We start from the raw sequence: 22,595 nt of genomic DNA, 5'->3' as shown, positions 1-22,595 counted from the left end.
ATAATGCAATTAAAGTTAAAAACAAAGATAAAAGACAATGTAATTGATTAATAAAGGGTCTTCAATTGATTTCTGATGAAATTCTCAGAGAATTCCTCAGCGAAACCAGCTATTGAAACACTGCTATACTCCGTTTTTGAAAACTTCTGCAAGGCGTTTAAAAGTGAAGCCACATCCTTAGCTTGGATTTGAGTTCCTAATCGTTCTTCTTTGATTTCTGTAAGCCCACCACACTGACTGTATATTGCTGGAATTCCAGAAGACCAAGCCTCGGCCAACACCACAGAAAAGGTTTCATAATTACTAAACAAAACCAGACAATCCGCTAAACGCATAGCTTCGCCAATTTCCTCCACCTGCAATTTACTCTCTACAATGCATTTGGCTTTCGGAATATCATATTTATGTATCAAACTCCACACATCATCTTCCTCTCCTTCCGTAACCAAATGTAAAATATAATCACTTTTTAATTGTCCAAAGGCAGACAGCATTCCTGAAACATTTTTATGCTTATCATCAAAGGTTGAAATATGTAAAAATCGATTAGGCAAATCGCTATTACGGTCCTCCTTTTTAGGGTAGAAACAATCTGACTTCACCACATTGTTGATTACGGAATACGCTTTAATTAAACCCAAATTCTGCAATGATTTCCCAAGATGATCCGAAACAGGTAAAACTTGTTTAGCACTGCTGAAAATTTGCTGATAAACCCGTTTAATATAAAAAGGTAAAGACTCATAAACATTGTGGTGCGGCAAAAAACCCGTCCAATGCACCGTAACAATAAAAGGTGTTCCTACATTACTTTTAATCCAACGGGCAAACATCCCAGCAGGAAAAACAGCATTTAGATGAACCACATCATAAGTGGTTTCCAAATATTTGTAACCAGTTCGCAGCGCAAGTAGATAGGTCTCTTTTTTAAGAACAGTGCTTATAAACGGTACATTTGATTTAATAGGTGGGTAGTAAACGATAACGGTACGTAAGTTATTAACTAGTTCATCCACTACTGTGATTTCTTCAACCTCATCCGAATCAACAGCATAAAGCACATCTACGCATGCAACTTCATTTGCCAACTCAGCGTGTTTTTGAACAAAATTTCCAAGCGTAGTATCATTTTTACTGGGATACCAACTAGCTAAAAACAGTACCTTCTTCTCTGAGTTCTTCCCCATAAGTAAAAAGTTAGAGTTTATTTATGAGCTTGAAGATAAATCTTTTTCTGAAAAATTAAAGCAAATTAGAAAGATCATTTGTCCCAAGTGGTCTTTCTGTGATAAAACCCTCTCCATATTTCACTCCAATATCCCTACCGAATTGAACTAATCGAGCTTCCAACGCATCCAAAAACTCTTGACCAGATATTGGTGTTTTGGGTCCTGTCATATCCGTTTGATAAAACTGGGTCTTGTATGCTAAAATGGCTTCAAACTTTAAATCTCTTTGTGCAGAAACATCCACAATAAAATCAGGGCTTAAGTATCTATCTTGAATATAATGATAGACCGCTTTAGGCCTCCAATGCAACTGAGCTTTCCCTTCACTTTCTGTTTCAATTTTCAATAATCCAGATAAAAAACAGGCCCGAGAAATTAAAGCATTTCCTCTTCCGTGATCTGGATGTCTGTCTGAAGGTGCATTGGCCAATACTATCTCTGGTTTATATTTTCGAATAGTCGAAACCACCTTCATTAAACTGGCTTCATTGACCTCGAAAAAACCATCTGCCAATTTTAAATTCTCACGATAATGAACACCCATAATTTTCGCCGCATTTGCCGCTTCATCATAGCGTGTTTCAATTGTTCCGCGTGAACCGAGCTCCCCTTGTGTTAAATCAACAATTGCTATCTTTTTTCCTTGTTGAACACTTTTAATTATAGTACCCCCGGCTGCCAATTCTACATCATCAGGATGTGCTCCAAAGGCCAATATATCGACTTTATTATCCATTAATCCAATCTGTAATTTCTGTTGCATTTGGAAGCGTTTTTGGATGAACATCTTTTACGAAGTTCCCAGTTTCATCAATTAAAAATTTATGAAAATTCCAAACCACTTCTTCCGTTCCTCCATTGCTTTTACTTTCTTCCAAAAGCCATGTGTAAAGGGGATGTTGATCACTTCCTTTAACCGCTATTTTTGACATCATTGGAAAAGTCACCCCATAGTTTTTTTGACAGAATGCAGCTACTTCACTGTTTGCACCAGGTTCTTGCGCACCAAAATCATTTGACGGAAAACCAATAATCATAAACTCATCTCGTGAGGTTTCATCGAAGAGAGCTTGCAACTGCTCGTATTGAGGCGTCAATCCACATTCAGAAGCTGTATTAACAACAAGAACCTTTTTACCTTTCAATGAAGCAAGGTCAAAGGGTTCACCATTGATTTGATTCACTTTAAAATCGTATAAATTCATAGTTTACTTTTTTGATTTATTTGAAGAATCCATTAGATATTTCACCGTGGTTACCAAAGTGAATGTTCCAAATATTCCAAGTGCAACGAACACAGATGTAGGCCATTCTGCTACTCCATCACCTTGGGCGTATGAATGCAGACCAACAAGAATAAAGTTCACCCCAAAGAACGTAAACAGTATCGCGGAATACCCCCACAAACTTAATACATTGAAAAGGAAGCGGCTACTTAATGCTGGAATGAAACGCAAGTGAATAATTATGGCATAAACCAACATTGAAACAAGTGCCCACGTTTCTTTCGGGTCCCAACCCCAATATCTACCCCATGATTCATTTGCCCAAACTCCACCTAAGAAGGTTCCTATGGTCAGCATAAAAAGTCCAATAATCAAAACCATTTCAGAAACTGAGGTAAGCTCCACAATATTCATTTGAAGTCTCTTCTTATTGTTTTTGGTTTTCAGTAAGTACAAAATCATATTAACCAAACCTAGAATACCCGAAATACCCAAGAAACCATACGAAGACGTAATAATTGCTACGTGAATCATCAACCAATACGACTTTAAAACAGGCTGTAAAGGGGTAATTTCAGGATCTAAGAGATTGAGTTCTGTTACAAACAACATCATCGCTGCCAATAAAGTTGTTGCCGCGATAACGGCTGGATTCTTTTTCACAAAGAACAGACCTGCTAAAATAGTGGACCAAGCAATAAAGATAACTGCCTCATAACCGTTACTCCAAGGAGCATGTCCAGAGATATACCAACGCATTGCTAAACCTGCACCATGTCCAATAAATACAAGTACAACACCTGCTAAAAAGACATAGTTTATTTTCTTTATTATCGATTCACTTCTCAGGGTTGGTGTAACCAAAGTTCTGAAGAAAAAAAGTATCAACATAAGGAAACCGAACAAGAAGTAGAAAGATTGAATTTTATCAAAAACCTTAAACTTATTGTATGCTATCTCTACATCAACATGATTTTGAGTTAGAGGATTTAAGTGCGGGTTGTTTGCTTCATACTTTCTTAATTCCTCCCATTGATATTCTTTCAAGGGAACCAAGTATTGTTGTGCATCGGAAAACGCTGCTTCACCTTGAGAAATTGCATATAGATTCGTAAGCAGATTCATCGCCAAAGTGTTTGCTTTTTGATCTTTTTCTCTTAGCTCCATTGCGAAAGGCCATATCCATTTTCCGTTGTCATCGCCTGGTATAGGAACAATTCTCAAATGTTTAAATTGAAAAATCTCTTTTAAAATTCTATAGCGCTCTCCGAGTTTGATTAACTTTTTATCGAATTCATTTTTTTGACCATCCGATTTTCCATGAGCAATTTCATACTCATCCATCCACTTAAAGACACCAAACTCATCTTCCATGTCTGTAATAGAGATGTACTTACCACTACCTAATTCCCCTCTTATTTTGTTAGAAACATAGGCTATCTTTACATTATTCCAAGCATCGGGACCATAAAGATGCATTGCTAATAAAGTCTGAACTGCAGTTTTCTCATTAAATTTATCCGACTGATGAACTTTTCTTAATAGCTTATCCGCCATCGTGTGAAAAGGAATTATTCTACCATCATAATCTTGAACAAGCAAATCATCCAGCTTCTCTGCATCTTCGACGGAGAGATAATTAATTTCAATTTTCTCGGACTCAAATGAGGTACTGCCGTGTGTTGAATGATCATGATTGTGCCCTTCATGATTATGTCCCGAATGGTCATGAGAATGGTCATGTCCTTCGTGATCACCGTGATCATGATTATGCTCTGTTTCATGGTCATGCGTATGTGTTGAATCATCGCCATGCGCGTAACTGAAACCTCCTAAACCTACACCAATCAATAACACAATGGTTTTAAGCATTTTAGAACGATTATTCCTGGACTTTTTGATTAAGTTATTTAATTCTTTCATTCTACCCTTGTAATTGAATAAAGACATGATCATCCCAATGGACATAATCAAATAAGCAATATATGTCACGGTAGTTCCCCACCAATCATAATTCACACTGAGCACAGTACCTGATTCGTCAGGGAAATAACTGGATTGAAAAAATCTGTAACCGTGATAATCCATTACATTATTCATAAAAATTCGCTGTTCATGATTTACCCCACGCGCAGAATCAATAACAGAAACCTCAGAGGCAAATGAGCTGGCCATAGAAGAACCCGGATACTTGTGTAACTGAAAGTCACGACATTTCAAATAAAAAGGAATTTCAATTGGTTTTGCACCATAGCCAATTTCAAAATTTAATCCAGCAAATTGAACATATTCTTCATCTAAAATATGATTAGAACTACCTTGTACTTCAACTATTTTAGACTCTGACTCCGTAGAAAGTTTCATTGTTAAGTAATCTAAACCTCCGTCCTTTTCAGGAGATTTCATTTTCTTGATACTTACCTTCTTTTTATAATCTCTAAAAACTAAACTTTCAGTTCCAATCATGTACAATTGATTTGGATAAAAAGGCATTAAGGTGTCTGCTGGAATTTCTGTTATCGCACTTGGATCTATATTGTTTGACATTCTGTCTTCTTTAGACAAAACGGACATATCTATTCTTTTGTAAGGCTCAATTGCTTGGATATATAAAAATCCTCCATCCTCATGAATGCTTACTCCAGGGTGCGCCTGATTATCATTTTCGAATGCATAATTTACCCCTCCAAAGACGGCTTGATCTCCCTGAAACAAGTAGGTGCTTTTACCTCTAATTACAAGCTCTATAGCATTTCTACCATTTTCCGAATCTTCAACCAAAGAGTCCACCATTCCTTCTTTATAAGAAACGTACTCCACTTTAACTTCAGGTTGGTTTGGTAATTGAAAATCAAAAGAAAAAGGGTTTTCTACTCCCTCAGATAACCAACGCATCTCTTCATGTGTATATTGATTCACTAGATCATTCGATTTCAATGTGAGATAAGGAATAGAACTATAAATGACATTGGTCGTTTCACCTTCCGCAATTCTCATTTGACCTTCAAAACCGACGTAGCGCGTTAAAGCCGCCCCAACAATAATCAATAAGAATGAAAGGTGAAATGCGAAGGTAGCTAACTTACCTTTTTGATACATTTTATACTTCACGATATTTACAACCAAAGTGATGGATAGGTGAAGTAAAAGTATTTCGAACCAAACGGCGTTATAAATTGCGATTTTTGATGCTGGTGTTCCGTAATCTGATTCGACAAATGTTGCTACTGCTATTGCTACTGCGAAGATAACCATACTCACGGCCATCATTTTCATTGAGAAAATCCCTCTTAATATTTTATCTAACATTGCCTTTTCTGTTTTACCCGACAAATCTACGAAAGCTTTGCTAATTTAGATTGATTTTAAATGTTAATTTTGGACTAATTAAACGATTATTGCAAAGGATTTATGACGAAAAAAAAGGAGCACATCGTAATTATAGGAACGGGAAAAGTAGCCCAGCACTTGGGACTTCAATTAATACGGAGTGGACATAAAATAAAATATGTTTGGGGTCGTAACATTTCAAAAGCTAAAAGATTGGCGAAGCTTTTTGAGACCAACACACTTCCTTCACTTGAGCAGCTTCCTAAAGAATATTTAGCACTTGTTTGCGTTTCAGATGACGCCATTAAAGAAGTGGTCTCTCAACTACCGAAAGAAGTAAAAGTGGCTTACACTTCGGGGAGTGTTAAACTAGAAGACATTGCTGACAGACCGGATATTGGAGTATTTTATCCCCTACAATCTTTTAGCGAGGAGAGGAATATCAACATTTCAATTGTACCCTTCCTTATTGAAGCTACGCAGATTGAATTTCAAGATGACCTAAAACGATTAGCTAAGTCATTAAGTTCAAAAGTTATCATCGCTGATTCTCAAGTTAGATTCAACACGCACATTGCGGCAGTCATGGTAAATAATTTCACCAACTTTCTTTACCACCTTGCCCAGGAGCATCTCAATGAAAACAAGATTGATTTCAATTTATTAAAGCCATTGATGAGAGAAACGATCAATAAATTAGATGAGTTAACACCGATAGAGGCCCAAACTGGTCCTGCGGTTAGGGGAGACAAAAAAATAATTGAGAAACATATCAATGCATTAAGTAATCCTGAAACCAAACAAGTATATCGCTTGTTAAGTGAATTAATACATAAAGAAATAAACAAATCATGAGTTATAAATTAAAACTTCCCTTAATCACCACATTTATCTTTGATATAGATGGTGTTCTTACAGATGGTTCTGTAATGCTTTACAAAGACGAAGTAGTAAGGACTATTAATGCGAAAGACGGATATGCCTTGCAATATGCTGCCAAAATGGGTTATTCTATTTTTATTATTAGTGGAGGAGATTCAAAAGCAGCTAAAACTAGACTACTCTCTGCTGGCGTAAAAGAAGTGGTTCTTAAAGCCTCCAATAAGGTTTCTGTTTACGAAGAACTAAAACGTAAATACAATTTTACAGACCAAGAAGTTCTTTATATGGGAGACGATATTCCCGATTACAACGTGATGAGCAAAGTAGGGGTTTCCACTTGCCCACAAGATGCTGCAATAGAAATTAAAGACCTTGCAGACTACCAGTCTCCATTAAAAGGAGGAAATCACTGCGTGAGAGATATTATTGAACAAACCTTAAGAGTGCAAGGCAAATGGTTTTCTGCTGAAGCTCATGAATGGTAAGTAAAATAAGACAACTATCTCTTTAAAATTTTCGCAGACCACATTTGATCTTCCTCTTTAATATTGAGGAAGTAAATGCCTACATCCAAATTGTAAAGACTTATCTTTTGCGTAACAAGGCCTGTTTGAACAGTTTTCCCCTGAAGATTTCTTAATTCGTAAATTTGTCCTACTAATTCTGATGGGATATTAATGTCTGATCTTGTTGGATTTGGGTAAATAGTCAATGTTTTCTTTTCATAAGAAGTTAGATTCACAAGATCCAAGTCTAAGTCAGCGTCTAAGGTATCTTCTCCATTCGGACCTATTTTGGCCAACATAACATTTGTACCCGAAGATAGGTTCTCTTGATCATCACTAACCGTTCCCACAAGAGCAAAACCGCCATCATTTGTACCTATAAATTGATTTATGACATCATCATTATAGCCTGAAAAAGGACGGCTCGCTTTAAAAGATAAGTTTGAGGCATTGTAAGTATGCACATAAACATCTACCCCGCCAGGGTAAGGATTATTTTCTGGGGATTCGGTGATCATCGCCAAATACATTGTATCAGCATTCTTCACCGAAAGAGCACTAAAATAAGTGTCTAAGTCATAAAACGCCTCCCAATAATGAGCTACAAAAACTCCTGACAAATTGGTCTTTGCAACCCACAAATCCTGCTTTTCACTTGTGGAGTTATCTTTAGAGCCCGCTAAATATATTAAACTCTGATGAATTGCGATATCATTGACTGTCGTTACGCCTGCCTGATCCATAAATTCCAACCAATTTTCTGTTCCATCGATATCATATGACATCAACATACCTTTTGACAAACCGAACTCTCCACGATTTCCTCCAACTATAAACTCATTGGTCGACAAAACCTCTACAGCATTCGCAAAATCATCCTCTGGAGTTCGAATAGTTTTTGTCCAAACGGTATCACCCAAAGGAGTTGTTCTCACCATAAAAATATCTCTCTTTTGTGATAAAAAGCCTTTTGTCTCTCCAACGAGAATTACCCCCCCATCAGACAGAAGAGCAGCGTCATTTAGTCGGTCCCAATCCATTCCACCATACATTTTTTCCCACTGCAAATTCCCTTGTTCATCCGTTTTATAGAGAACAAAATCGAAGTTTCCATCCATTGTAGAACCTGAATATCCTGCAATAAAAAAACCATCACCAGGAACATGTAATACCCTTACCCCAATATCCTCTCCACTCCCACCATAATCCTTTGTCCAAGCCTGATTCCCTAAGCTATCAACCAGCATTAAAAAAGCTTGTCCTGAGGTATTATTGAAAGACCCCGAAGTCCCCGTCACAGCATAACTAGAGTCTGGCAGTTGTGTCAAGCCATTCCCCTGATCAAATGGTCCACCAGTATATTTTTTATAAAACGCAATTTGTGTGTTACCTAAGAAAGGCACCATACAAATTGACACAAACAATAACTTTCTTAAAATTTCCATGCTAATTTTATTAATCCTGAGTGTCCATGCTGGCTTTTTAACAAAACACCTAAAATATCCTCTGACCCTAGCCCAATCATCAAGTTTTTCGTGGCGTAATTCACATACAAACCGAACCGCAAATTTCCATATCCTCCAAAAGCCAATTGGGACCCTAATGAAAAAGATTGATTCGCCTGATAATGAGCCCCAGCATAAACCATCGGTTTGTAAATGTAATTGGTATACATTCTAACACCAAAAATAGACTGAATTTTAGTTTTCGAATGCGCAGTAACCACCTTACCTACTTGAATAAAACCTGGCAACAACTTAGTGGTTGAACCTGTAGTTTCCGTTACCCCTAAAGTATCTTTTAAAGTAGTCATTTCATTAGCGTTGCTAAAGTCTTCTATCTGAAAACCACTGTAAGCAATTTCAGTATCCACTTCCTGCATTTTAACTTTTTGAAGCTGATAAACCCCAATGTTCCTCGCTGTTACTTTCATAACCCCATTAAAGGATTCAGATGTTCCAAAGGGAATATTAAAATCAAAATTTAATGCAGCTCCAATTCCTTTGAAATAGGGATGGGAAGCCGCTTCCAAGAATTCGCCTTGTAAGACCAAATCCACGTTTGTTCCATCTTCAGAGAATGAAACACTTCCTCTATTAGAAGCTATACTAAAGAAATTCTGAGGCAAGACAGCATTCAATGTAATGAAGTTTTTATTCTTCCTATTGTGAATACCCCCTCCAAGCGTGAAATATTGGAGGTACTGAGCAGAAGAGCTTGAGAAGTTCACAGATTCACCAAGAAAAGAAGCGTTTCCTAAGAAAGCCAAACCAAAAAGCGCATCAGAATAATCCACTGCCCCGTGTATCTCATTTGACGCTTCAACCATCCAACTCCAATTCGGCTTAGATTCAAAAATTTGACTGGGAGACTTGTATGCAACTCTAATTCTTGCTCCTGCCCCTACTCTGTTATACGATTTTTGTCTTTCGTAAGCCTTCCTACTTAAATCGTCTGATATTTCGCCTCCGAAAATAAATTTTCTCGAAAACTCATTGGATAAAGAAGTTCCATGTTGTAAAAAGCCACCATGTACAATTAGTTGATGATTAGCCAATGTTGAATCGTATAGTTCTGGCAAGAATTCCTGACTTTTCAAAGCACTAACTACAAAAAGCGAGACACCTAAAAACAGTAAATTTATTTTTTTTAGGATCATAATTCTGACTTTAATTTAAATTGGCTAGAAAGTAAAAGTTTTAGTGCTGCATTGGCAAAAACTTTATTATTTGTAAACGAAGTGCTCGAAAATACAGCGGTAACCATGATGGATTTCGTCGTGGAAAGCAAATCAGCAGATTGCTGATCAATTATAAACTCTAACTTCTCTTCTATTGGCAAATGGGCATCACCTGCCGAATTCAACTGGGCTGGCGAAACTAAACCAATTGATGTGATTTTTTTCAAACTAAGCCCGTTTTCATCAAGTAATTCGAGGTCTACACTAGCCCCAAAAGGAAAGGTGTTTGTAGTATTCAAAATAAGTTTCCCTGATTCCAATCGTGCCAATTTACTGTCGTTTTTAAAGTCTATTTCAAAAGTATCCCTTAAAGTAAGCTCGTCTGCTCCAATCAGTAAAGGAAAGTTGGCGTTTAAATCTATCCCCAAACTACTTTCAGGATAAAGCACATCATTTCCACTGGATGTATTCCCTAGCGGATTCAATTCAATAGCATACCCAATTTGATATTTACTACCAATATTTTCAATAAAAGTCTCCATGTTTCCACTTGAGTGATCAAATAAAAATGGTATTTCAGACGGCGTTAAAGTATTCCAAGCACCTAAAGCAGGCTCAATATTAAATTGTTGACCGAAAAAAGGATGATTTAAAGCCACTAAGTTATTGTTGTAATTAATACTTTCAAAAAGTGTGACCTCTCCTGCAGCCCTCACTTTTATTCCATTTCGAACAATAAGCTGCAAACTTACACCCTCAACATTAAGGGCTCCTCCTACAATTTTTGACAATTCATCAACATCAACAGTTGTGGTATCAGAAAACACAACATTGCCAAAATAACCTTTTGCATAATCAACCCTCAATCCCTCAAACTTTACTTTGGTTTTAAATACATCTTGGTTTGTTAAAACTATTGAAGAACCATTTGGGTCTGTCGTCACTTTCATTTTAGATTGAAGCAGGTTGTAAAGCTGACCACTTTCTCCTCTCATATCAATGGTGTATCCCGTTAAATCCAAAACTAAATCCCCAACACCTGGATTTGAGGCTGTTCCACCAGGAACGGTTTCAGTGAAAGCAAATTCAATTCCGTTCTTAGTAACTCCTGGCAATGAAATTGTGAAAACACCTTTGTTCATCACCGGATTTTCAATACGAATTACGGCTTTTCCAGATTTAACCCTTGCCGAAGTCAAAACAATCTCTTCAAAAGAAAATTGGTGTTGTTTAATCTCATCAATAAAACTAGAACCAGGGGCCAAGGTCAGAGAAGGGATTCCAATGGCAAAGCTTTGAACAACCGATGTATCCGGAATCTCAATGATTGAAGATAAATCCAAATTTAAGAGACTTCGTTGCGCGATAACCTGAATCGATTGATCGCTGTTGACAGCCAAAGTAGAGTCATTTACATAATCTTTAATCAGGAGTGAATCATTAATTAACGGGACCACCCAGTCTGAATTCCATGTTGTTGTATCCTTCCGACAACTTAAGACCGATAAGATAATTCCTGCAAAAATTATATATTTAAAATTCATATAGTTTTTCTTATTCGTAATATAACGTACCCCTTCATAATAAGTTGGCTTGACAGAAGTCGCTTTTTATTGAAAAATAGATGTACCAATTCAAATAAGCAGCAAAAGGTAACAGACAAATCTAATGAAAAACATTTATTTCAATGAATTTGACCAGATTAATAAATAATTTGGCTTTTGTAAGCAGATATTAATTAAAGCGTGTTAATTTTGAGCTAATCATAGAACTAAAAATGGAATACATAACTTATATAATTGTCGCACTAGTCCCTGCGCTTGCAGTAATTTACATCGTAAACATTTTCTTAAAAAAACAAGGTGAACGAGAAATTACAAATTTAAACGTGAATTTAAAAAAGGAACGTCAGAATTTTTTTTTGGAACCCCGAATGGAAGCATATCAAAGAATAGTATTATTGCTAGAGCGAATAAATCCTCAGAGCTTAATCATGCGACTACACGACCCAAACAAGTCTGCAATCATGCTACAAACTGAATTGCTAAGTAATATTCGTAATGAATTTGATCACAATGTTGCGCAACAAATTTTTATATCCACCTCTAGCTGGGAGATGGTTAAAAAAAGTAAAGAAGAAACAATTAAGATTATCAACGTTGCCGCTCAGGCATTAGGTGAGGAAGCCACATCAATAGAATTAAGCAATAAGATTTTTGAAATCGTTGGCGAACTTGATGAATTACCGACGGAGATCACTATAAAGCTTTTGAAAGAGGAGTTACATAGGTTATTTTAACACTTCAAAACAAATATTAAAAGATATTCTTTGTATCATTGATTAAAACAAAATTATGCGATTAGTTATATTACTTTTTACTTTAGTTATCGTGTTTTCGTCAGCTTTACACGCACAGAACGACGAGAAAAAAATGAAGCTAATTCAATTTTCAGGTGTGCTCGTTTCCAGTGATAGTCTTGACCAAGTTTCTTACGCATCTGTCATTGACAAAACAACAGGAAAGGGGACAATGTCTGATTATTACGGGTATTTTAGTTTCGTTACTCGCCCGGGAGACACTATTCTTTTTAACGCATTTGGTTATAAAACAAGTTCCTACATTGTTCCTGATTCATTAAAAGAAATTCGTTATTCAATTATTCATGTAATGACGCCAGACACTCTATTACTGCCAGAGGTCAATATTTACCCTTGGCCATCAAGAGAGGAATTCGCTAGAGCATTCGTTGAAATGGACCCTTATGATGATGCTTTAAGAAGAGCTCAAAAACAATTGTCTGGAGAAAGTTTAGCGTTTATAGCATCAAGAGTTCCTACAGACGGAAGATTATCTTACAACTGGGAATCAGAGCAAAGACAAACACAAATATACACGCAGGGACAAACTCCAATGAACAACTTATTAAACCCTGCCGCTTGGGGTAAATTCATAAATTCATGGAAAAACGGTCAGCTTCAGAGAGAGTAAAATTCACTTTTTCTCATTCAAAACAACATTGAATACTCCTATAACCAGGAGTATTTTTTTTTGTGGTTAAGCTTGATTCAAAAGGTCTTTCCGTTTTTTTTTGACTCAGCTTCAAAACAACTAAATACAGTTTATGGTTACCCTTAAAGAAAACCCCTTCGCACTGATCCGTATCAACTAGCAACACATGCCACAAATATAAAGCAAAAGTAAAAACCAGTAAAAGGGGTCCTAATGGTTGATGCTTATGTTTAAAATGAGTTAAATAATAAGTGGATTAGAAGAGCTTCTTCGCTCAAAAAAGTAAAAATTTTTATGAGGCGCAAGATGACAACTTGAAGGAGTATTCAATCAAAAACCTGTTATTACCTTCCGAACCAGTGAGAAAAAATTTTGATTAGGAAAATACAATCAAACAGAGAAAGGTAAATTAGCGGATTACCTTGAGAAATTAGATAACAAGCAAAGAAAAACGCAGCGCAACCTTGAGAGAACGTTTAAAAGTTACATTTGAATCTTGTAACGCTTAAAGAAAGCCTCCCAGTTCCATAAGAAATTCTTCATTATTTCATCCATTCTTTTTAAAAACAACGGATTTGGGGAGTCCATGCTTTTAAAATAATCATCTTGAAAGTCATTCAATTTATACTTGTAAAACATGGCTTTTGACATGCTATACAAAGTCACCTTAGAAGGATGATTTACACGACTCATGAATGAAGAGTAGTTCTTGTAATGCTCTTCTAGTTCGTGCGTAGTCATCTCAAAAGCAACTGCTAATTTCTCAAAAATTAAAGGCTCCAATGTTTGTAACTTCCTAGAAGAGAAAGAATTCGTTAAGGAGTTAATATTTCCTGAGATCACAATCATAGCGAAATGTCCGTCGGAAGAATCTCCTAATTGAGGCTTCTTCATAAAAGCTGGATCTTCCTCCATGATGAATCTCACATCTTTAAACCCTTTATCTATAACATCTAAAACACCGTTAACAAAGACGTTAGCGAGTTGTTCATCTGAAACTTTTCTTTTAAAGATTGTACTAAGCATATTGCATTTTTTAGAATTACTCTGTTCACAAAGTTATGGAGTAATAATACAGGCTCAACTGATGCTGGATGGTGTTTTTCAACATGTTTATTAACAAATCAATGATGATTCCTAGACTTTACGCAGAATTTAGTCTTTCAAAACTATTTAATTCAATTTAGGTCGCAGGTATAAAAATACGATTTTTAACAAGCAATTGATTAACTTCAATATTTCAAGCTTAAATCCTATTTTTGTAAAAAAACCAATTAATGAAAGCGCATCAGAAACTAATTATAGGCCTAATATTTATCATAATTAGCCTTCTCATCGCACTACTTTCATTCATCTCTTCTAATAGCGACAACCCTGAATCCCGAACTAATCCATACAACCAAGATGATTTTAAACTGATGGAAATCAAACAAGTGGAAAGCATCACACTTCGCGGGATTATCATCCCTGAGGTAAAAGAGGAAGTACATATGAAGCTTAGCGGAAAAATCGACGGTGCGAACAGGCCTTTATCTGTAGGTTCAAAATTCAAGAAAAATGAAATTCTAATAAAAGCAGATAGACTTGATGCTATTTACAACATATTAGCGGCGAGAGCAGCGTATAAAACTTTAATTCAGAAATTAATTCTATCGATAAAAACAGAGCTTCCCAGTGAGTTTAGCAAATGGAATGAGTTTGAAAACAAGATTCAAAAATCTCTTCCTCTACCTGAACTACCTATTTTAAAATCAAAAAAAGAAGAATTATTGATTCACGAAATGAATATAGTGAGTGAATTCTATAAAACCAAAGCTGTAGAAAAACGATTAGACGACTATGTATACCTAGCGCCCTTCGAAGGTATAATAATTGAAAGTAAAATAAGACCGGGCTCCTCCTTTCAAGCGAATGAAAACCTTCTAACACTAGCTAAAATCCAATCTCAACAATTAATAACAACAGTTGAAATAAGTAATTTACAAAGGATAAGAAATAACGATACTGTTGCCATCACCAATCCAAATGGCCAAGCTTTAGGAAAAGCCTTGTTCCTGAGAACAGGACGTTATCTTTCGGATTCCTCGAAAATAGAAATCCACTTTGAAGTACTTCCCCCAAATCAAAACTTATATAATCAGGAAATACATATTCATTACCCAGGCAAACCTACATTTATTCCTAACACAGCCATTAAGCAAAACACCGTAAAAGTTCTTCACAATGGAAACACTTATGAAGTGCAAGTAAAAACAACTAAAGAAATGGGTGACTCCTCTATCGTGGAAGGTCTTCCTCAAAATTGTATGGTTATTGCAAATAATCGATAGTTTCAGAAGAACATGTGTCAAATAGGACATAAAAATAGAAGCCGCAAAATATAAATTGCAGCTTCATTTTAAACATTCAAATTTTTCATATGAGTTTAGTTTTCGAATTTCAAAATACGAGTCAGTAACAAGAAACACGAAAGAAAAGAGAAAACATACTCAAAAAAGCTTTGCTGTAAATTCGCTAATTAACCCAGCAGGAACCCGATATTTACTGAGTAAGAGGAGTGAGTAAGTTATGCTTTTCAATTAATTTCCTAATATTAATCAAGGCATAACGCATTCTACCTAAAGCGGTATTAATGCTCACGTTTTCTTTCTTTGCAATATCTTTAAATGACATTTCTTTAAAGATCCTCATATTCAAAATATCCCTTTGCGAATCTGGTAAATGATCAATCAATTCGACCATTTGACTCACCAACTCATTATGAACAATTTCATCTTCAATATTATTGTCCTTCAATTCAAGCAAATCAAAAATATTATAATCACTGGATCTTGAGCTGGACTCCGAAATCATTCTTACTTTATTGGTTTTTCGGAAGTGGTCAATCATAAGATTGTGCGCAATTCTCATTGCCCAGGGCAGGAATTTACCCTCCTCATTATAAGCTCCTTTTTTTAAGGTCTTGATAATTTTTATGAATGTTTCTTGAAAAATATCTTGTGAAAGCGCCTCATCTCGAATTTTCATAAAAATATAATTGTATATTTTATTTTTATGCCTGTTCAATAAGACTTCAAATGCTTTTTCCTGTCCGTCAGTATATAAAGATACCAATTGTTTATCTTCTAGTTGTGATAAGTTCATCGTTACTCAGTTTAGAGATTAACTATTAAAATTGTAATTCTTAGTTTTAGAGTAAAAATGTTTCTATAAGCAAATGGTTTTTAAAAATTAATAAATTCAAATATAAACTTAATTGTCAAACTAGCAAAAATCAATCCAAGGAATAATTTCTACACACACAAGACGTAGCTAAAGTAGAAAAGGTTGTTAATTTTATAATCTTTTTTTAATCCCACCTATTTATCGGTACTTCTCATTGATTATCGGGTACAATTCCAAACTAATGTGACAAATTAAAAAATTGTCAATTAATACAAATTAGGATAATCTTTAGGAAAAATCGCACAAAATCAAAAGGTCTTGGTTATTTTTGAAGCAAATAAAACAGAAAGAAAATATGCCAAAATTATCAATGAAAGCCGCAAGCATGCCTTCTTCACCAATTAGAAAGTTGGTTCCATTTGCAGAAGCGGCGAAATCTCAAGGAAAACACGTAATACACCTTAATATAGGACAACCAGATATCGAAACTCCAGAATCGGCAAGAAATGCTGTAAAAAATACAGACATTAAGGTTTTGGAATACTCCCACTCAGCAGGATTTGAATCTTACAGAAAAGGTCTAGCTGAATATTACGGTAAAAATGACATTGAAGTAAGCCAAGACGAGATAATCATTACCACCGGAGGCTCGGAAGCCTTACTTTTCGGTTTTTCAGTAGCACTGAATCCTGGAGATGAGGTAATCATCCCTGAACCTTTTTACGCAAATTATAACGGGTTCGCAACTGCCGCTGGAATTAATATTATTCCTGTAACCTCAACAATTGAGAATGGATTTTCTTTGCCTTCAATTGAAGAGTTTGAAAAGAAAATCACACCAAAAACCAAAGCAATCCTAATTTGCAACCCAGGAAACCCAACAGGGTACTTGTATACTCAAGAGGAACTGGAGAAGCTAAGCGAATTAATTAAAAAGAAAGACCTTTTCCTATTTGCTGACGAGGTGTACAGAGAGTTTTGCTACGATGGGGCCACTCCTTTTTCTGTAATGAACCTTAAAGGCATGGAGGAAAACGTAATCCTCATCGACTCTGTATCCAAAAGATACTCAATGTGTGGGGCACGTATTGGCGCATTAATCTCTAGAAATAAAGAATTTATGGATGCAGCGATGAAGTTTGCTCAAGCTAGACTCTCTCCTCCAACTTATGCTCAAATTGCAGCCGAGGGAGCCTTAAAAACACCTCAATCCTACTTCGACGAAGTGACAATTGAATATGTTGCAAGACGTGACATCATGGTGGATGGATTAAATAAAATCAAAGGTGTTAATTGCCCTAAACCAAAAGGCGCATTTTATGCAGTAGCAGAATTCCCAGTTGAAGATACCGAACACTTTTGCCAATGGTTACTCGAAGACTTTGAACACGAAGGAAGCACTGTAATGATGGCACCTTTGAGCGGCTTTTACGCAACACCTGGTTTGGGTAAAAAAGAAGCACGAATAGCCTATGTTTTAGAAAAGAAAGAATTGGAGAAAGCCCTTGTTTGCATTGAAAAAGCATTAGAAATTTATCCCCACACCACTTATTAAAGAAAGATTTTGAGTATTCAACAAAACATAAAAGTCGCAGCAGATGCTGTTGTATTTAGCTTCGACGAAACGGGATTATACCTTTTGCTAATTGAGCGTAAAAAAGCAACTAAGGGAAAAAAATGGGCTGTACCTGGAGGGTTTATTGAGGATAACGAAACCCCAGAAGCAGCAGCTGTTCGAGAATTAAAAGAAGAAACAGGTGTTTCAGTGAAATTCATGACGCAGTTCCACACTTTTGGTGAGGTAAAAAGAGACCCTAGATTTCGTGTAATTTCAATTGCCCATTATATTCTAATGAAAAAGAAAGGTGTAAATCCTAAAGGAAATGATGATGCAGAATCTGCACAATGGGTTGCGATGAAAGATTTACCTGAATTGGCATTTGACCATTACGAAATGATTAGAATGGCTTTTTCTCAATTACAAAAAAGTGTTTCGTCACTTAATATAGATTGTTTCGCCGAAGACCCAAGCTTAGAAGACGTTAAGCTGATATCTAAACTACTGGGAAAGGTTAAGTTTAAATAAGGCTAGAATCAGAAATAAAAATGGCAGCAATTGATGAATTGCTGCCATTTTTTTTTAAAGATTTCGAGATTCAATTTGGTTACTGATTATTTTTAATTACATAATCTAACACCTTACGCATTAAATGCACTCTATCTTTACCTCGCACATTATGCTCATGCATTGGATAAGGAAAGAAATCTATTTGAATTCCTAAATCAACAAACTTCTTTACCAAGGACAAGTTGTGTTGCATTACTACAACAGGGTCTGAAGTTCCATGAATCAATAATAAGTCACCCTTTAAGTTCTCTGCCTGATTGATCAAACTGGTTTTTTCATAACCTTCCTTATTTTCTTCAGGCGTATCCATGTAACGCTCACCATACATAGCCTCATAATACTTCCAGTCTGTAACTAAACCTCCAGCTACACCTACTTTAAAAACCTCAGGTGATTTCATCATCATCGTTCCTGTCATAAATCCACCGTAACTCCAGCCATGCACAGCAATCCTACTCGTATCTGCATACCCCAAACTGCTAAGGTACTCTACACCGTCAAGTTGATCTTGGTGCTCTATTACACCTAAATTCCTATGAATAATATGCTCGAATTCCACACCTCGATTACCAGAACCTCGATTATCCAATGTAAACACAATATATCCCTGATTTGCCAACCAGTGCATCCATAAACTAGCCCCGTCGTACCAACTATTAGTAATTAATTGTGCGTGCGGGCCACCATAAACATAAATTAAAACAGGATATTTTTTCGTTGAATCAAAATCTCTGGGTTTAATAGTACGTGTATATAAATCGACTCCATCTCTAGACTTTATAGTTTTCACTTCCGCTTTTGCCAAATTATAATCAGCTAGTTTATTTTCAGCCTCCAACATTAGCTTCACAAGCTTCCCATTTGATTTACGAATAACTGCCTTATTTGGAATATCATGGGCTGAAAACTGATCAAAAATATATTCACCTGTACAATTGACGTCAACTGAATGCGTCCCCAGTTCTTTTGTCAAAAGCACTTGCTTACCCTTGGTATTTACCTTATACAATAATGTATTCAACGGATTTTCTCCAGTTGCAGTAAAAAACACCTCACCATGATGAGCCGCAACTATATCTTTAAGCATAAACGCGTTACTGGTCAATTGCGATTTTAGTTCTCCTTCTATAGAATAGTAATAAAGATTATCAAATCCATCTCGTTCACTCACCCAAACAAAGTCATTACTTTTTTTGGAAGGAAAGTGCGCCGGTTTTTCAGGTTCAACCCAAGTATCTTTCTTCTCTTCAAAAAGCGTTTTAACCAAATCACCTTCCGCATTGTACTTTTGAACCCAAATGTGTTTTTGCGAACGTGCTACCTCTGCCAAAATAATGAATTGCTCATCAGGAGTCCAACTCACATTGGTTAAGTAATTTTCTTCGCCGTGTTCTGTAGAGATAAAGTTGGTCTTTGCATTCTTTAAATTATAGATTCCCAATTTAGCTTTTTCACTAGGTTGACCAGTCATCGGATACTTAATAGAATTAAGAGTCCCTGGAGTTTCAAGTATATTCAAAAGTGGATAATCACTTACATTTGATTCATCTTTCTGATAAAAGGCCAGATGCTCTCCTGTGGGTGACCAGAAAATCCCTTGAGTAATTCCCATTTCACTTCTTGCGATCTCCTGTCCAGAAACGATATTGGAATCATCATTTTTAGTCACCGCAATGTGCTCGTATTTTGTAACAGAAGAGTAAAAAAGATTATTATCTAAGGTATATGCGACATTATTATATTGATGATCAAAAGTAATTCGTTCGGCGTTCTCTGGTAATTCTATTTTAGTCCCTTTCTTGGTATCTATATTATAAGTAAGCACTTCATTTCTCAAATTCAAAACAAAGGTATGCTCGTCTTTCCATTTAATTCCAGCAAAATAATTAAACCTCACACCAAGGGCCTCATTCACTTCACTAATATGTAAAACTTCCTTTTCCTCTCCCTCAACCATACCCACTACCAAGGTTTGGTATTGCTTTAAGTATGCATACTTATTCTGATTTTCAATCCAGTTAAAACCAAAAATATGATCTGGATAAAATTGTTGATACTGTCCTAAAACAGCCTCTTCCAAAGTAAGCTCCTTTTGAGCATCAACATTGGTGATCAAGAATATTGAGATCAACACTAAGATAAAACGTCTATATAATTCCATATTATTATAAATTGTGAAACACCAAAGATAAAATTATTTCAAAGTAGAAGCTTACCGAAGAAAACTAAAAATATGAGTTATATTAACATTCAGCCTTTGATATGCCATGCTTTCAAAAGAATTCCTTTCGTGCAACTAATCACAATAACCACTAAATCACCAAACGAAAGCTAGCAAGCATAACATGTGCCTAGGCCGAATAAAAGCAAGAAGCAGAAAAAAATCGAATTTACCCATCAAAATAAAAATAAGAAATTGCCCATTAAAGAATTATCTACCTAATTTTGGCAGCATTCCCACCTTAAAACACAGATATCAAAGATTTATACAAATCTTTTCGAAGGGTATTTGTTATTCAAATCTTTAAGTTATATATTTGCAACCCCAAATTTTGGGATTATTGTCTTATTTTTAAAATTAACAAAGTGGATACATTAAGTTACAAAACTGTCTCTATCAATAAAGAAAACGCTGAAAAGAAGTGGTTATTGGTTGACGCAGAAGGCGAAACGCTAGGGCGTATGGCAAGCAAGGTAGCGCAATTAATCCGTGGAAAACACAAGCCGAATTTCACTCCTCACGTAGACTGTGGTGACAATGTCATCGTAATCAACGCAGAGAAAGTTGCAATGTCGGGTAACAAGTGGGAAACGAAAACATACCTTCGTCACACTGGTTTTCCAGGAGGTCAGCGTTCATTAACTGCAGAGCAGTTGAGAGAAAAGCGTCCTGAGCGCATAGTAGAAATGGCTGTAAAGCGCATGTTACCGAAGAACAAATTAGGTAGCAAGTTATACAAGAACTTGAAAGTTGTTGTAGGAACTGAGCATGATTATGCTGCACAAAAGCCAGAAACGATTAATCTTGAATCAATCAAATAATGAGTATGGAAATTATTAACACATTAGGAAGAAGAAAAACTTCTGTTGCACGTGTATACATGAAGCCTGGAAAAGGTAATGTAACAGTTAACAAACGTGACTATAAAGTATTTTTTCCAGTTGCAACTTTACAGACTAAAGTTCAACAATCTTTTGCAGTAACAGAAACATTAGGTCAGTATGACGTAACAGTTAATGTTCACGGTGGAGGAATCAATGGTCAAGCAGAGGCAATTCGTTTAGGAATCGCTCGTGCTTTAGTAAAAGTAAATGAAGAGCACAAGCCTTTATTGAAGGAACATGGTTTAATGACACGTGACCCTAGAATGGTTGAACGTAAGAAACCAGGACAACCAAAAGCACGTAAGAAGTTTCAATTCTCGAAACGTTAGACTTACAATTACTTTATTTGGCGCTTGTTTAGTATCCAAGTGGCGGAGTACTTTTCGAAAGAACCCTTTGTCATTGATTACTAAAGGAACGTAAACACGAAACAAAAAATTAAAATGTCAAAAAAAGCAGATTTTAAAGAACTTTTAGACGCAGGTGTACACTTTGGTCACCTCAAAAGAAAGTGGAACCCAGCAATGGCTCCTTATATATTTGATGAGCAAAAGGGTATTCACGTTATTGATTTAAATAAGACAATAGCTCATTTAGAGCAAGCTTGTTTAGCTATGAAACAAATTGCAAAGTCTGGAAAAAAGATTTTATTTGTTGCTACTAAGAAACAAGCAAAACAAATTGTTGCAGACAGAGTAAAAGCAATCAACATGCCTTACGTTACAGAACGTTGGACAGGTGGAATGTTAACAAACTTTGCTACAACTAGAAAGTCTGTCCGCAAAATGGCGACGATCGACAAAATGCAATCTGACGGTACTTGGGACACTTTATCCAAGCGTGAGAAATTGTTCATTACAAGACAACGTGAGAAATTAGAAAAGAACTTTGGTTCTATTGCTGATATGACTCGTCAACCAGCAGCTATTTTCATTGTAGATGTAATGAAGGAAAACATTGCTTTAAAAGAAGCAGTTCGTTTAGGAATCACAACTTTTGCGATGATTGATACAAACTCTAATCCAAAATTAGTTGATTTCCCAATACCAGCGAACGATGATGCATCTAAATCAGTTGCAATCATTATGGACTATGTTACTGCAGCAATCCAAGAAGGTTTAGAAGAGCGTAAAACTGCAAAATCTAAGCAAGAGGCGGACAAAAAAGCAGAAGAAACAAAGAAAAAAGAAGACAAAAAGAAAGCTGACGAAGAAAAAGCAGCCAAAAAAGAGGCTTCTAAAAAAGAAGAAGAAACAAAAGTAGAAGATAAATCTGAGGCTAAAACGGAAGTTAAAGCAGAAGATAAATCAGAATAATAATTTTTGTAATTTAA

20 protein-coding genes are annotated in these 22,595 nt (G+C 35.9%); 10 read left to right on the top strand and 10 right to left on the bottom strand.

From position 1 onward, the window contains the following. Positions 1 to 47: 47 nt before the first annotated feature. The 4 genes from DIT68_RS14780 to ccsA are packed head-to-tail and all read right to left on the bottom strand — an operon-like array spanning position 48 to position 5,764. Positions 48 to 1,187, bottom strand: coding sequence for a glycosyltransferase family 4 protein (locus DIT68_RS14780; RefSeq protein WP_109360596.1), 1,140 nt, complete (start codon positions 1,185 to 1,187; stop codon positions 48 to 50). 55 nt (positions 1,188 to 1,242) lie between these two features. Continuing rightward, complete coding sequence (gene bshB1, locus DIT68_RS14775; protein WP_233244208.1) at positions 1,243 to 1,992, bottom strand: bacillithiol biosynthesis deacetylase BshB1; 750 nt, start codon at positions 1,990 to 1,992, stop codon at positions 1,243 to 1,245. After that, positions 1,958 to 2,434: a glutathione peroxidase gene (locus tag DIT68_RS14770; RefSeq protein ID WP_109360595.1), complete on the bottom strand. Its 477-nt coding sequence runs from the start codon at positions 2,432 to 2,434 to the stop codon at positions 1,958 to 1,960. The genes bshB1 and DIT68_RS14770 overlap by 35 nt, the downstream gene beginning before the upstream one ends. A 3-nt stretch (positions 2,435 to 2,437) precedes the next feature. Further along, complete coding sequence (ccsA, locus tag DIT68_RS14765) at positions 2,438 to 5,764, bottom strand: cytochrome c biogenesis protein CcsA (protein ID WP_109360594.1); 3,327 nt, start codon at positions 5,762 to 5,764, stop codon at positions 2,438 to 2,440. A gap of 102 nt (positions 5,765 to 5,866) precedes the next feature. Here ccsA and DIT68_RS14760 point away from each other — a divergent pair, with 102 nt between their 5' ends. Together DIT68_RS14760 and DIT68_RS14755 are read left to right on the top strand one after the other, a co-directional pair. After that, positions 5,867 to 6,640 carry a Rossmann-like and DUF2520 domain-containing protein gene (locus tag DIT68_RS14760; RefSeq protein WP_109360593.1) on the top strand — a complete coding sequence of 258 codons (774 nt, stop codon included), beginning with the start codon at positions 5,867 to 5,869 and terminating at the stop codon, positions 6,638 to 6,640. Further along, the gene (locus DIT68_RS14755) at positions 6,637 to 7,152 is read left to right on the top strand and encodes a KdsC family phosphatase (protein WP_109360592.1); all 516 of its coding nucleotides are present in this window, start codon (positions 6,637 to 6,639) and stop codon (positions 7,150 to 7,152) included. Before DIT68_RS14760 ends, DIT68_RS14755 begins: the two co-directional genes overlap by 4 nt. Before the next feature lie 14 nt (positions 7,153 to 7,166). Here the strand turns inward: DIT68_RS14755 and DIT68_RS14750 are convergent, their stop codons facing one another. The 3 genes from DIT68_RS14750 to DIT68_RS14740 are packed head-to-tail and all read right to left on the bottom strand — an operon-like array spanning position 7,167 to position 11,397. Then, entirely contained in the window at positions 7,167 to 8,618 is a 1,452-nt protein-coding gene (locus DIT68_RS14750; RefSeq protein ID WP_109360591.1) for a T9SS type A sorting domain-containing protein, read from the bottom strand. Then, positions 8,606 to 9,832, bottom strand: coding sequence for a hypothetical protein (locus DIT68_RS14745; protein WP_109360590.1), 1,227 nt, complete (start codon positions 9,830 to 9,832; stop codon positions 8,606 to 8,608). The genes DIT68_RS14750 and DIT68_RS14745 overlap by 13 nt, the downstream gene beginning before the upstream one ends. After that, the gene (locus tag DIT68_RS14740; RefSeq protein WP_109360589.1) at positions 9,829 to 11,397 is read right to left on the bottom strand and encodes a hypothetical protein; all 1,569 of its coding nucleotides are present in this window, start codon (positions 11,395 to 11,397) and stop codon (positions 9,829 to 9,831) included. The genes DIT68_RS14745 and DIT68_RS14740 overlap by 4 nt, the downstream gene beginning before the upstream one ends. 233 nt (positions 11,398 to 11,630) lie before the next feature. Between DIT68_RS14740 and DIT68_RS14735 the strand changes: the two genes are divergently transcribed. Both DIT68_RS14735 and DIT68_RS14730 read left to right on the top strand, forming a co-directional pair. Continuing rightward, positions 11,631 to 12,152: a DUF7935 family protein gene (locus DIT68_RS14735; RefSeq protein WP_109360588.1), complete on the top strand. Its 522-nt coding sequence runs from the start codon at positions 11,631 to 11,633 to the stop codon at positions 12,150 to 12,152. A 55-nt stretch (positions 12,153 to 12,207) separates the two neighbouring features. Further along, positions 12,208 to 12,843 carry a carboxypeptidase-like regulatory domain-containing protein gene (locus DIT68_RS14730; protein ID WP_109360587.1) on the top strand — a complete coding sequence of 212 codons (636 nt, stop codon included), beginning with the start codon at positions 12,208 to 12,210 and terminating at the stop codon, positions 12,841 to 12,843. 504 nt (positions 12,844 to 13,347) lie between these two features. Here the strand turns inward: DIT68_RS14730 and DIT68_RS14725 are convergent. Beyond that, positions 13,348 to 13,890 (bottom strand): hypothetical protein, encoded by a 543-nt coding sequence (locus DIT68_RS14725; RefSeq protein ID WP_109360586.1) that lies wholly within the window; start codon positions 13,888 to 13,890, stop codon positions 13,348 to 13,350. Between the two features lie 251 nt (positions 13,891 to 14,141). Between DIT68_RS14725 and DIT68_RS14720 the strand changes: the two genes are divergently transcribed. After that, a complete protein-coding gene (locus tag DIT68_RS14720; RefSeq protein ID WP_109360585.1) occupies positions 14,142 to 15,194 on the top strand; it encodes an efflux RND transporter periplasmic adaptor subunit in 1,053 nt (350 codons plus the stop codon). 211 nt (positions 15,195 to 15,405) lie between these two features. Here the strand turns inward: DIT68_RS14720 and DIT68_RS14715 are convergent, their stop codons facing one another. Next, the gene (locus tag DIT68_RS14715) at positions 15,406 to 16,008 is read right to left on the bottom strand and encodes an RNA polymerase sigma factor (protein ID WP_109360584.1); all 603 of its coding nucleotides are present in this window, start codon (positions 16,006 to 16,008) and stop codon (positions 15,406 to 15,408) included. A 376-nt stretch (positions 16,009 to 16,384) separates the two neighbouring features. Between DIT68_RS14715 and DIT68_RS14710 the strand changes: the two genes are divergently transcribed. Together DIT68_RS14710 and DIT68_RS14705 are read left to right on the top strand one after the other, a co-directional pair. Continuing rightward, positions 16,385 to 17,584, top strand: coding sequence for a pyridoxal phosphate-dependent aminotransferase (locus DIT68_RS14710; RefSeq protein WP_109360583.1), 1,200 nt, complete (start codon positions 16,385 to 16,387; stop codon positions 17,582 to 17,584). Between the two features lie 9 nt (positions 17,585 to 17,593). Next, complete coding sequence (locus DIT68_RS14705; RefSeq protein WP_158276205.1) at positions 17,594 to 18,115, top strand: NUDIX domain-containing protein; 522 nt, start codon at positions 17,594 to 17,596, stop codon at positions 18,113 to 18,115. Positions 18,116 to 18,194: 79 nt separating this feature from the next. Here DIT68_RS14705 and DIT68_RS14700 read toward each other — a convergent pair whose 3' ends face one another. After that, the gene (locus DIT68_RS14700) at positions 18,195 to 20,318 is read right to left on the bottom strand and encodes a S9 family peptidase (protein ID WP_109360581.1); all 2,124 of its coding nucleotides are present in this window, start codon (positions 20,316 to 20,318) and stop codon (positions 18,195 to 18,197) included. A gap of 425 nt (positions 20,319 to 20,743) precedes the next feature. Here DIT68_RS14700 and rplM point away from each other — a divergent pair, with 425 nt between their 5' ends. From rplM to rpsB, 3 genes are all read left to right on the top strand, one after another. Then, complete coding sequence (rplM, locus tag DIT68_RS14695; RefSeq protein WP_109360580.1) at positions 20,744 to 21,199, top strand: 50S ribosomal protein L13; 456 nt, start codon at positions 20,744 to 20,746, stop codon at positions 21,197 to 21,199. Positions 21,200 to 21,204: 5 nt separating this feature from the next. Next, positions 21,205 to 21,591 carry a 30S ribosomal protein S9 gene (rpsI, locus tag DIT68_RS14690; protein ID WP_107039281.1) on the top strand — a complete coding sequence of 129 codons (387 nt, stop codon included), beginning with the start codon at positions 21,205 to 21,207 and terminating at the stop codon, positions 21,589 to 21,591. Between the two features lie 114 nt (positions 21,592 to 21,705). Next, positions 21,706 to 22,578, top strand: a complete 873-nt coding sequence (gene rpsB, locus DIT68_RS14685; RefSeq protein ID WP_109360579.1) for a 30S ribosomal protein S2 — start codon at positions 21,706 to 21,708, stop codon at positions 22,576 to 22,578. The last annotated feature ends 17 nt before the right edge of the window (positions 22,579 to 22,595 follow it).

Source organism: Brumimicrobium oceani (genome assembly GCF_003143775.1).
Taxonomy (GTDB): domain Bacteria; phylum Bacteroidota; class Bacteroidia; order Flavobacteriales_D; family Crocinitomicaceae; genus Brumimicrobium; species Brumimicrobium oceani.
This window is presented reverse-complemented; position numbering and strand designations above follow the sequence as displayed.

What these genes read in the sequence shown, in the direction of transcription:
- DIT68_RS14780 (WP_109360596.1), bottom strand. Translation starts at nt 1,187, where the DNA reads ATGGGGAAGAACTCAGAGAAGAAGGTACTGTTTTTAGCTAGTTGGTAT.
- bshB1 (WP_233244208.1), bottom strand. Translation starts at nt 1,992, where the DNA reads ATGCAACAGAAATTACAGATTGGATTAATGGATAATAAAGTCGATATA.
- DIT68_RS14770 (WP_109360595.1), bottom strand. Translation starts at nt 2,434, where the DNA reads ATGAATTTATACGATTTTAAAGTGAATCAAATCAATGGTGAACCCTTT.
- ccsA (WP_109360594.1), bottom strand. Translation starts at nt 5,764, where the DNA reads ATGTTAGATAAAATATTAAGAGGGATTTTCTCAATGAAAATGATGGCC.
- DIT68_RS14760 (WP_109360593.1), top strand. Translation starts at nt 5,867, where the DNA reads ATGACGAAAAAAAAGGAGCACATCGTAATTATAGGAACGGGAAAAGTA.
- DIT68_RS14755 (WP_109360592.1), top strand. Translation starts at nt 6,637, where the DNA reads ATGAGTTATAAATTAAAACTTCCCTTAATCACCACATTTATCTTTGAT.
- DIT68_RS14750 (WP_109360591.1), bottom strand. Translation starts at nt 8,618, where the DNA reads ATGGAAATTTTAAGAAAGTTATTGTTTGTGTCAATTTGTATGGTGCCT.
- DIT68_RS14745 (WP_109360590.1), bottom strand. Translation starts at nt 9,832, where the DNA reads ATGATCCTAAAAAAAATAAATTTACTGTTTTTAGGTGTCTCGCTTTTT.
- DIT68_RS14740 (WP_109360589.1), bottom strand. Translation starts at nt 11,397, where the DNA reads ATGAATTTTAAATATATAATTTTTGCAGGAATTATCTTATCGGTCTTA.
- DIT68_RS14735 (WP_109360588.1), top strand. Translation starts at nt 11,631, where the DNA reads ATGGAATACATAACTTATATAATTGTCGCACTAGTCCCTGCGCTTGCA.
- DIT68_RS14730 (WP_109360587.1), top strand. Translation starts at nt 12,208, where the DNA reads ATGCGATTAGTTATATTACTTTTTACTTTAGTTATCGTGTTTTCGTCA.
- DIT68_RS14725 (WP_109360586.1), bottom strand. Translation starts at nt 13,890, where the DNA reads ATGCTTAGTACAATCTTTAAAAGAAAAGTTTCAGATGAACAACTCGCT.
- DIT68_RS14720 (WP_109360585.1), top strand. Translation starts at nt 14,142, where the DNA reads ATGAAAGCGCATCAGAAACTAATTATAGGCCTAATATTTATCATAATT.
- DIT68_RS14715 (WP_109360584.1), bottom strand. Translation starts at nt 16,008, where the DNA reads ATGAACTTATCACAACTAGAAGATAAACAATTGGTATCTTTATATACT.
- DIT68_RS14710 (WP_109360583.1), top strand. Translation starts at nt 16,385, where the DNA reads ATGCCAAAATTATCAATGAAAGCCGCAAGCATGCCTTCTTCACCAATT.
- DIT68_RS14700 (WP_109360581.1), bottom strand. Translation starts at nt 20,318, where the DNA reads ATGGAATTATATAGACGTTTTATCTTAGTGTTGATCTCAATATTCTTG.
- rpsI (WP_107039281.1), top strand. Translation starts at nt 21,205, where the DNA reads ATGGAAATTATTAACACATTAGGAAGAAGAAAAACTTCTGTTGCACGT.
- rpsB (WP_109360579.1), top strand. Translation starts at nt 21,706, where the DNA reads ATGTCAAAAAAAGCAGATTTTAAAGAACTTTTAGACGCAGGTGTACAC.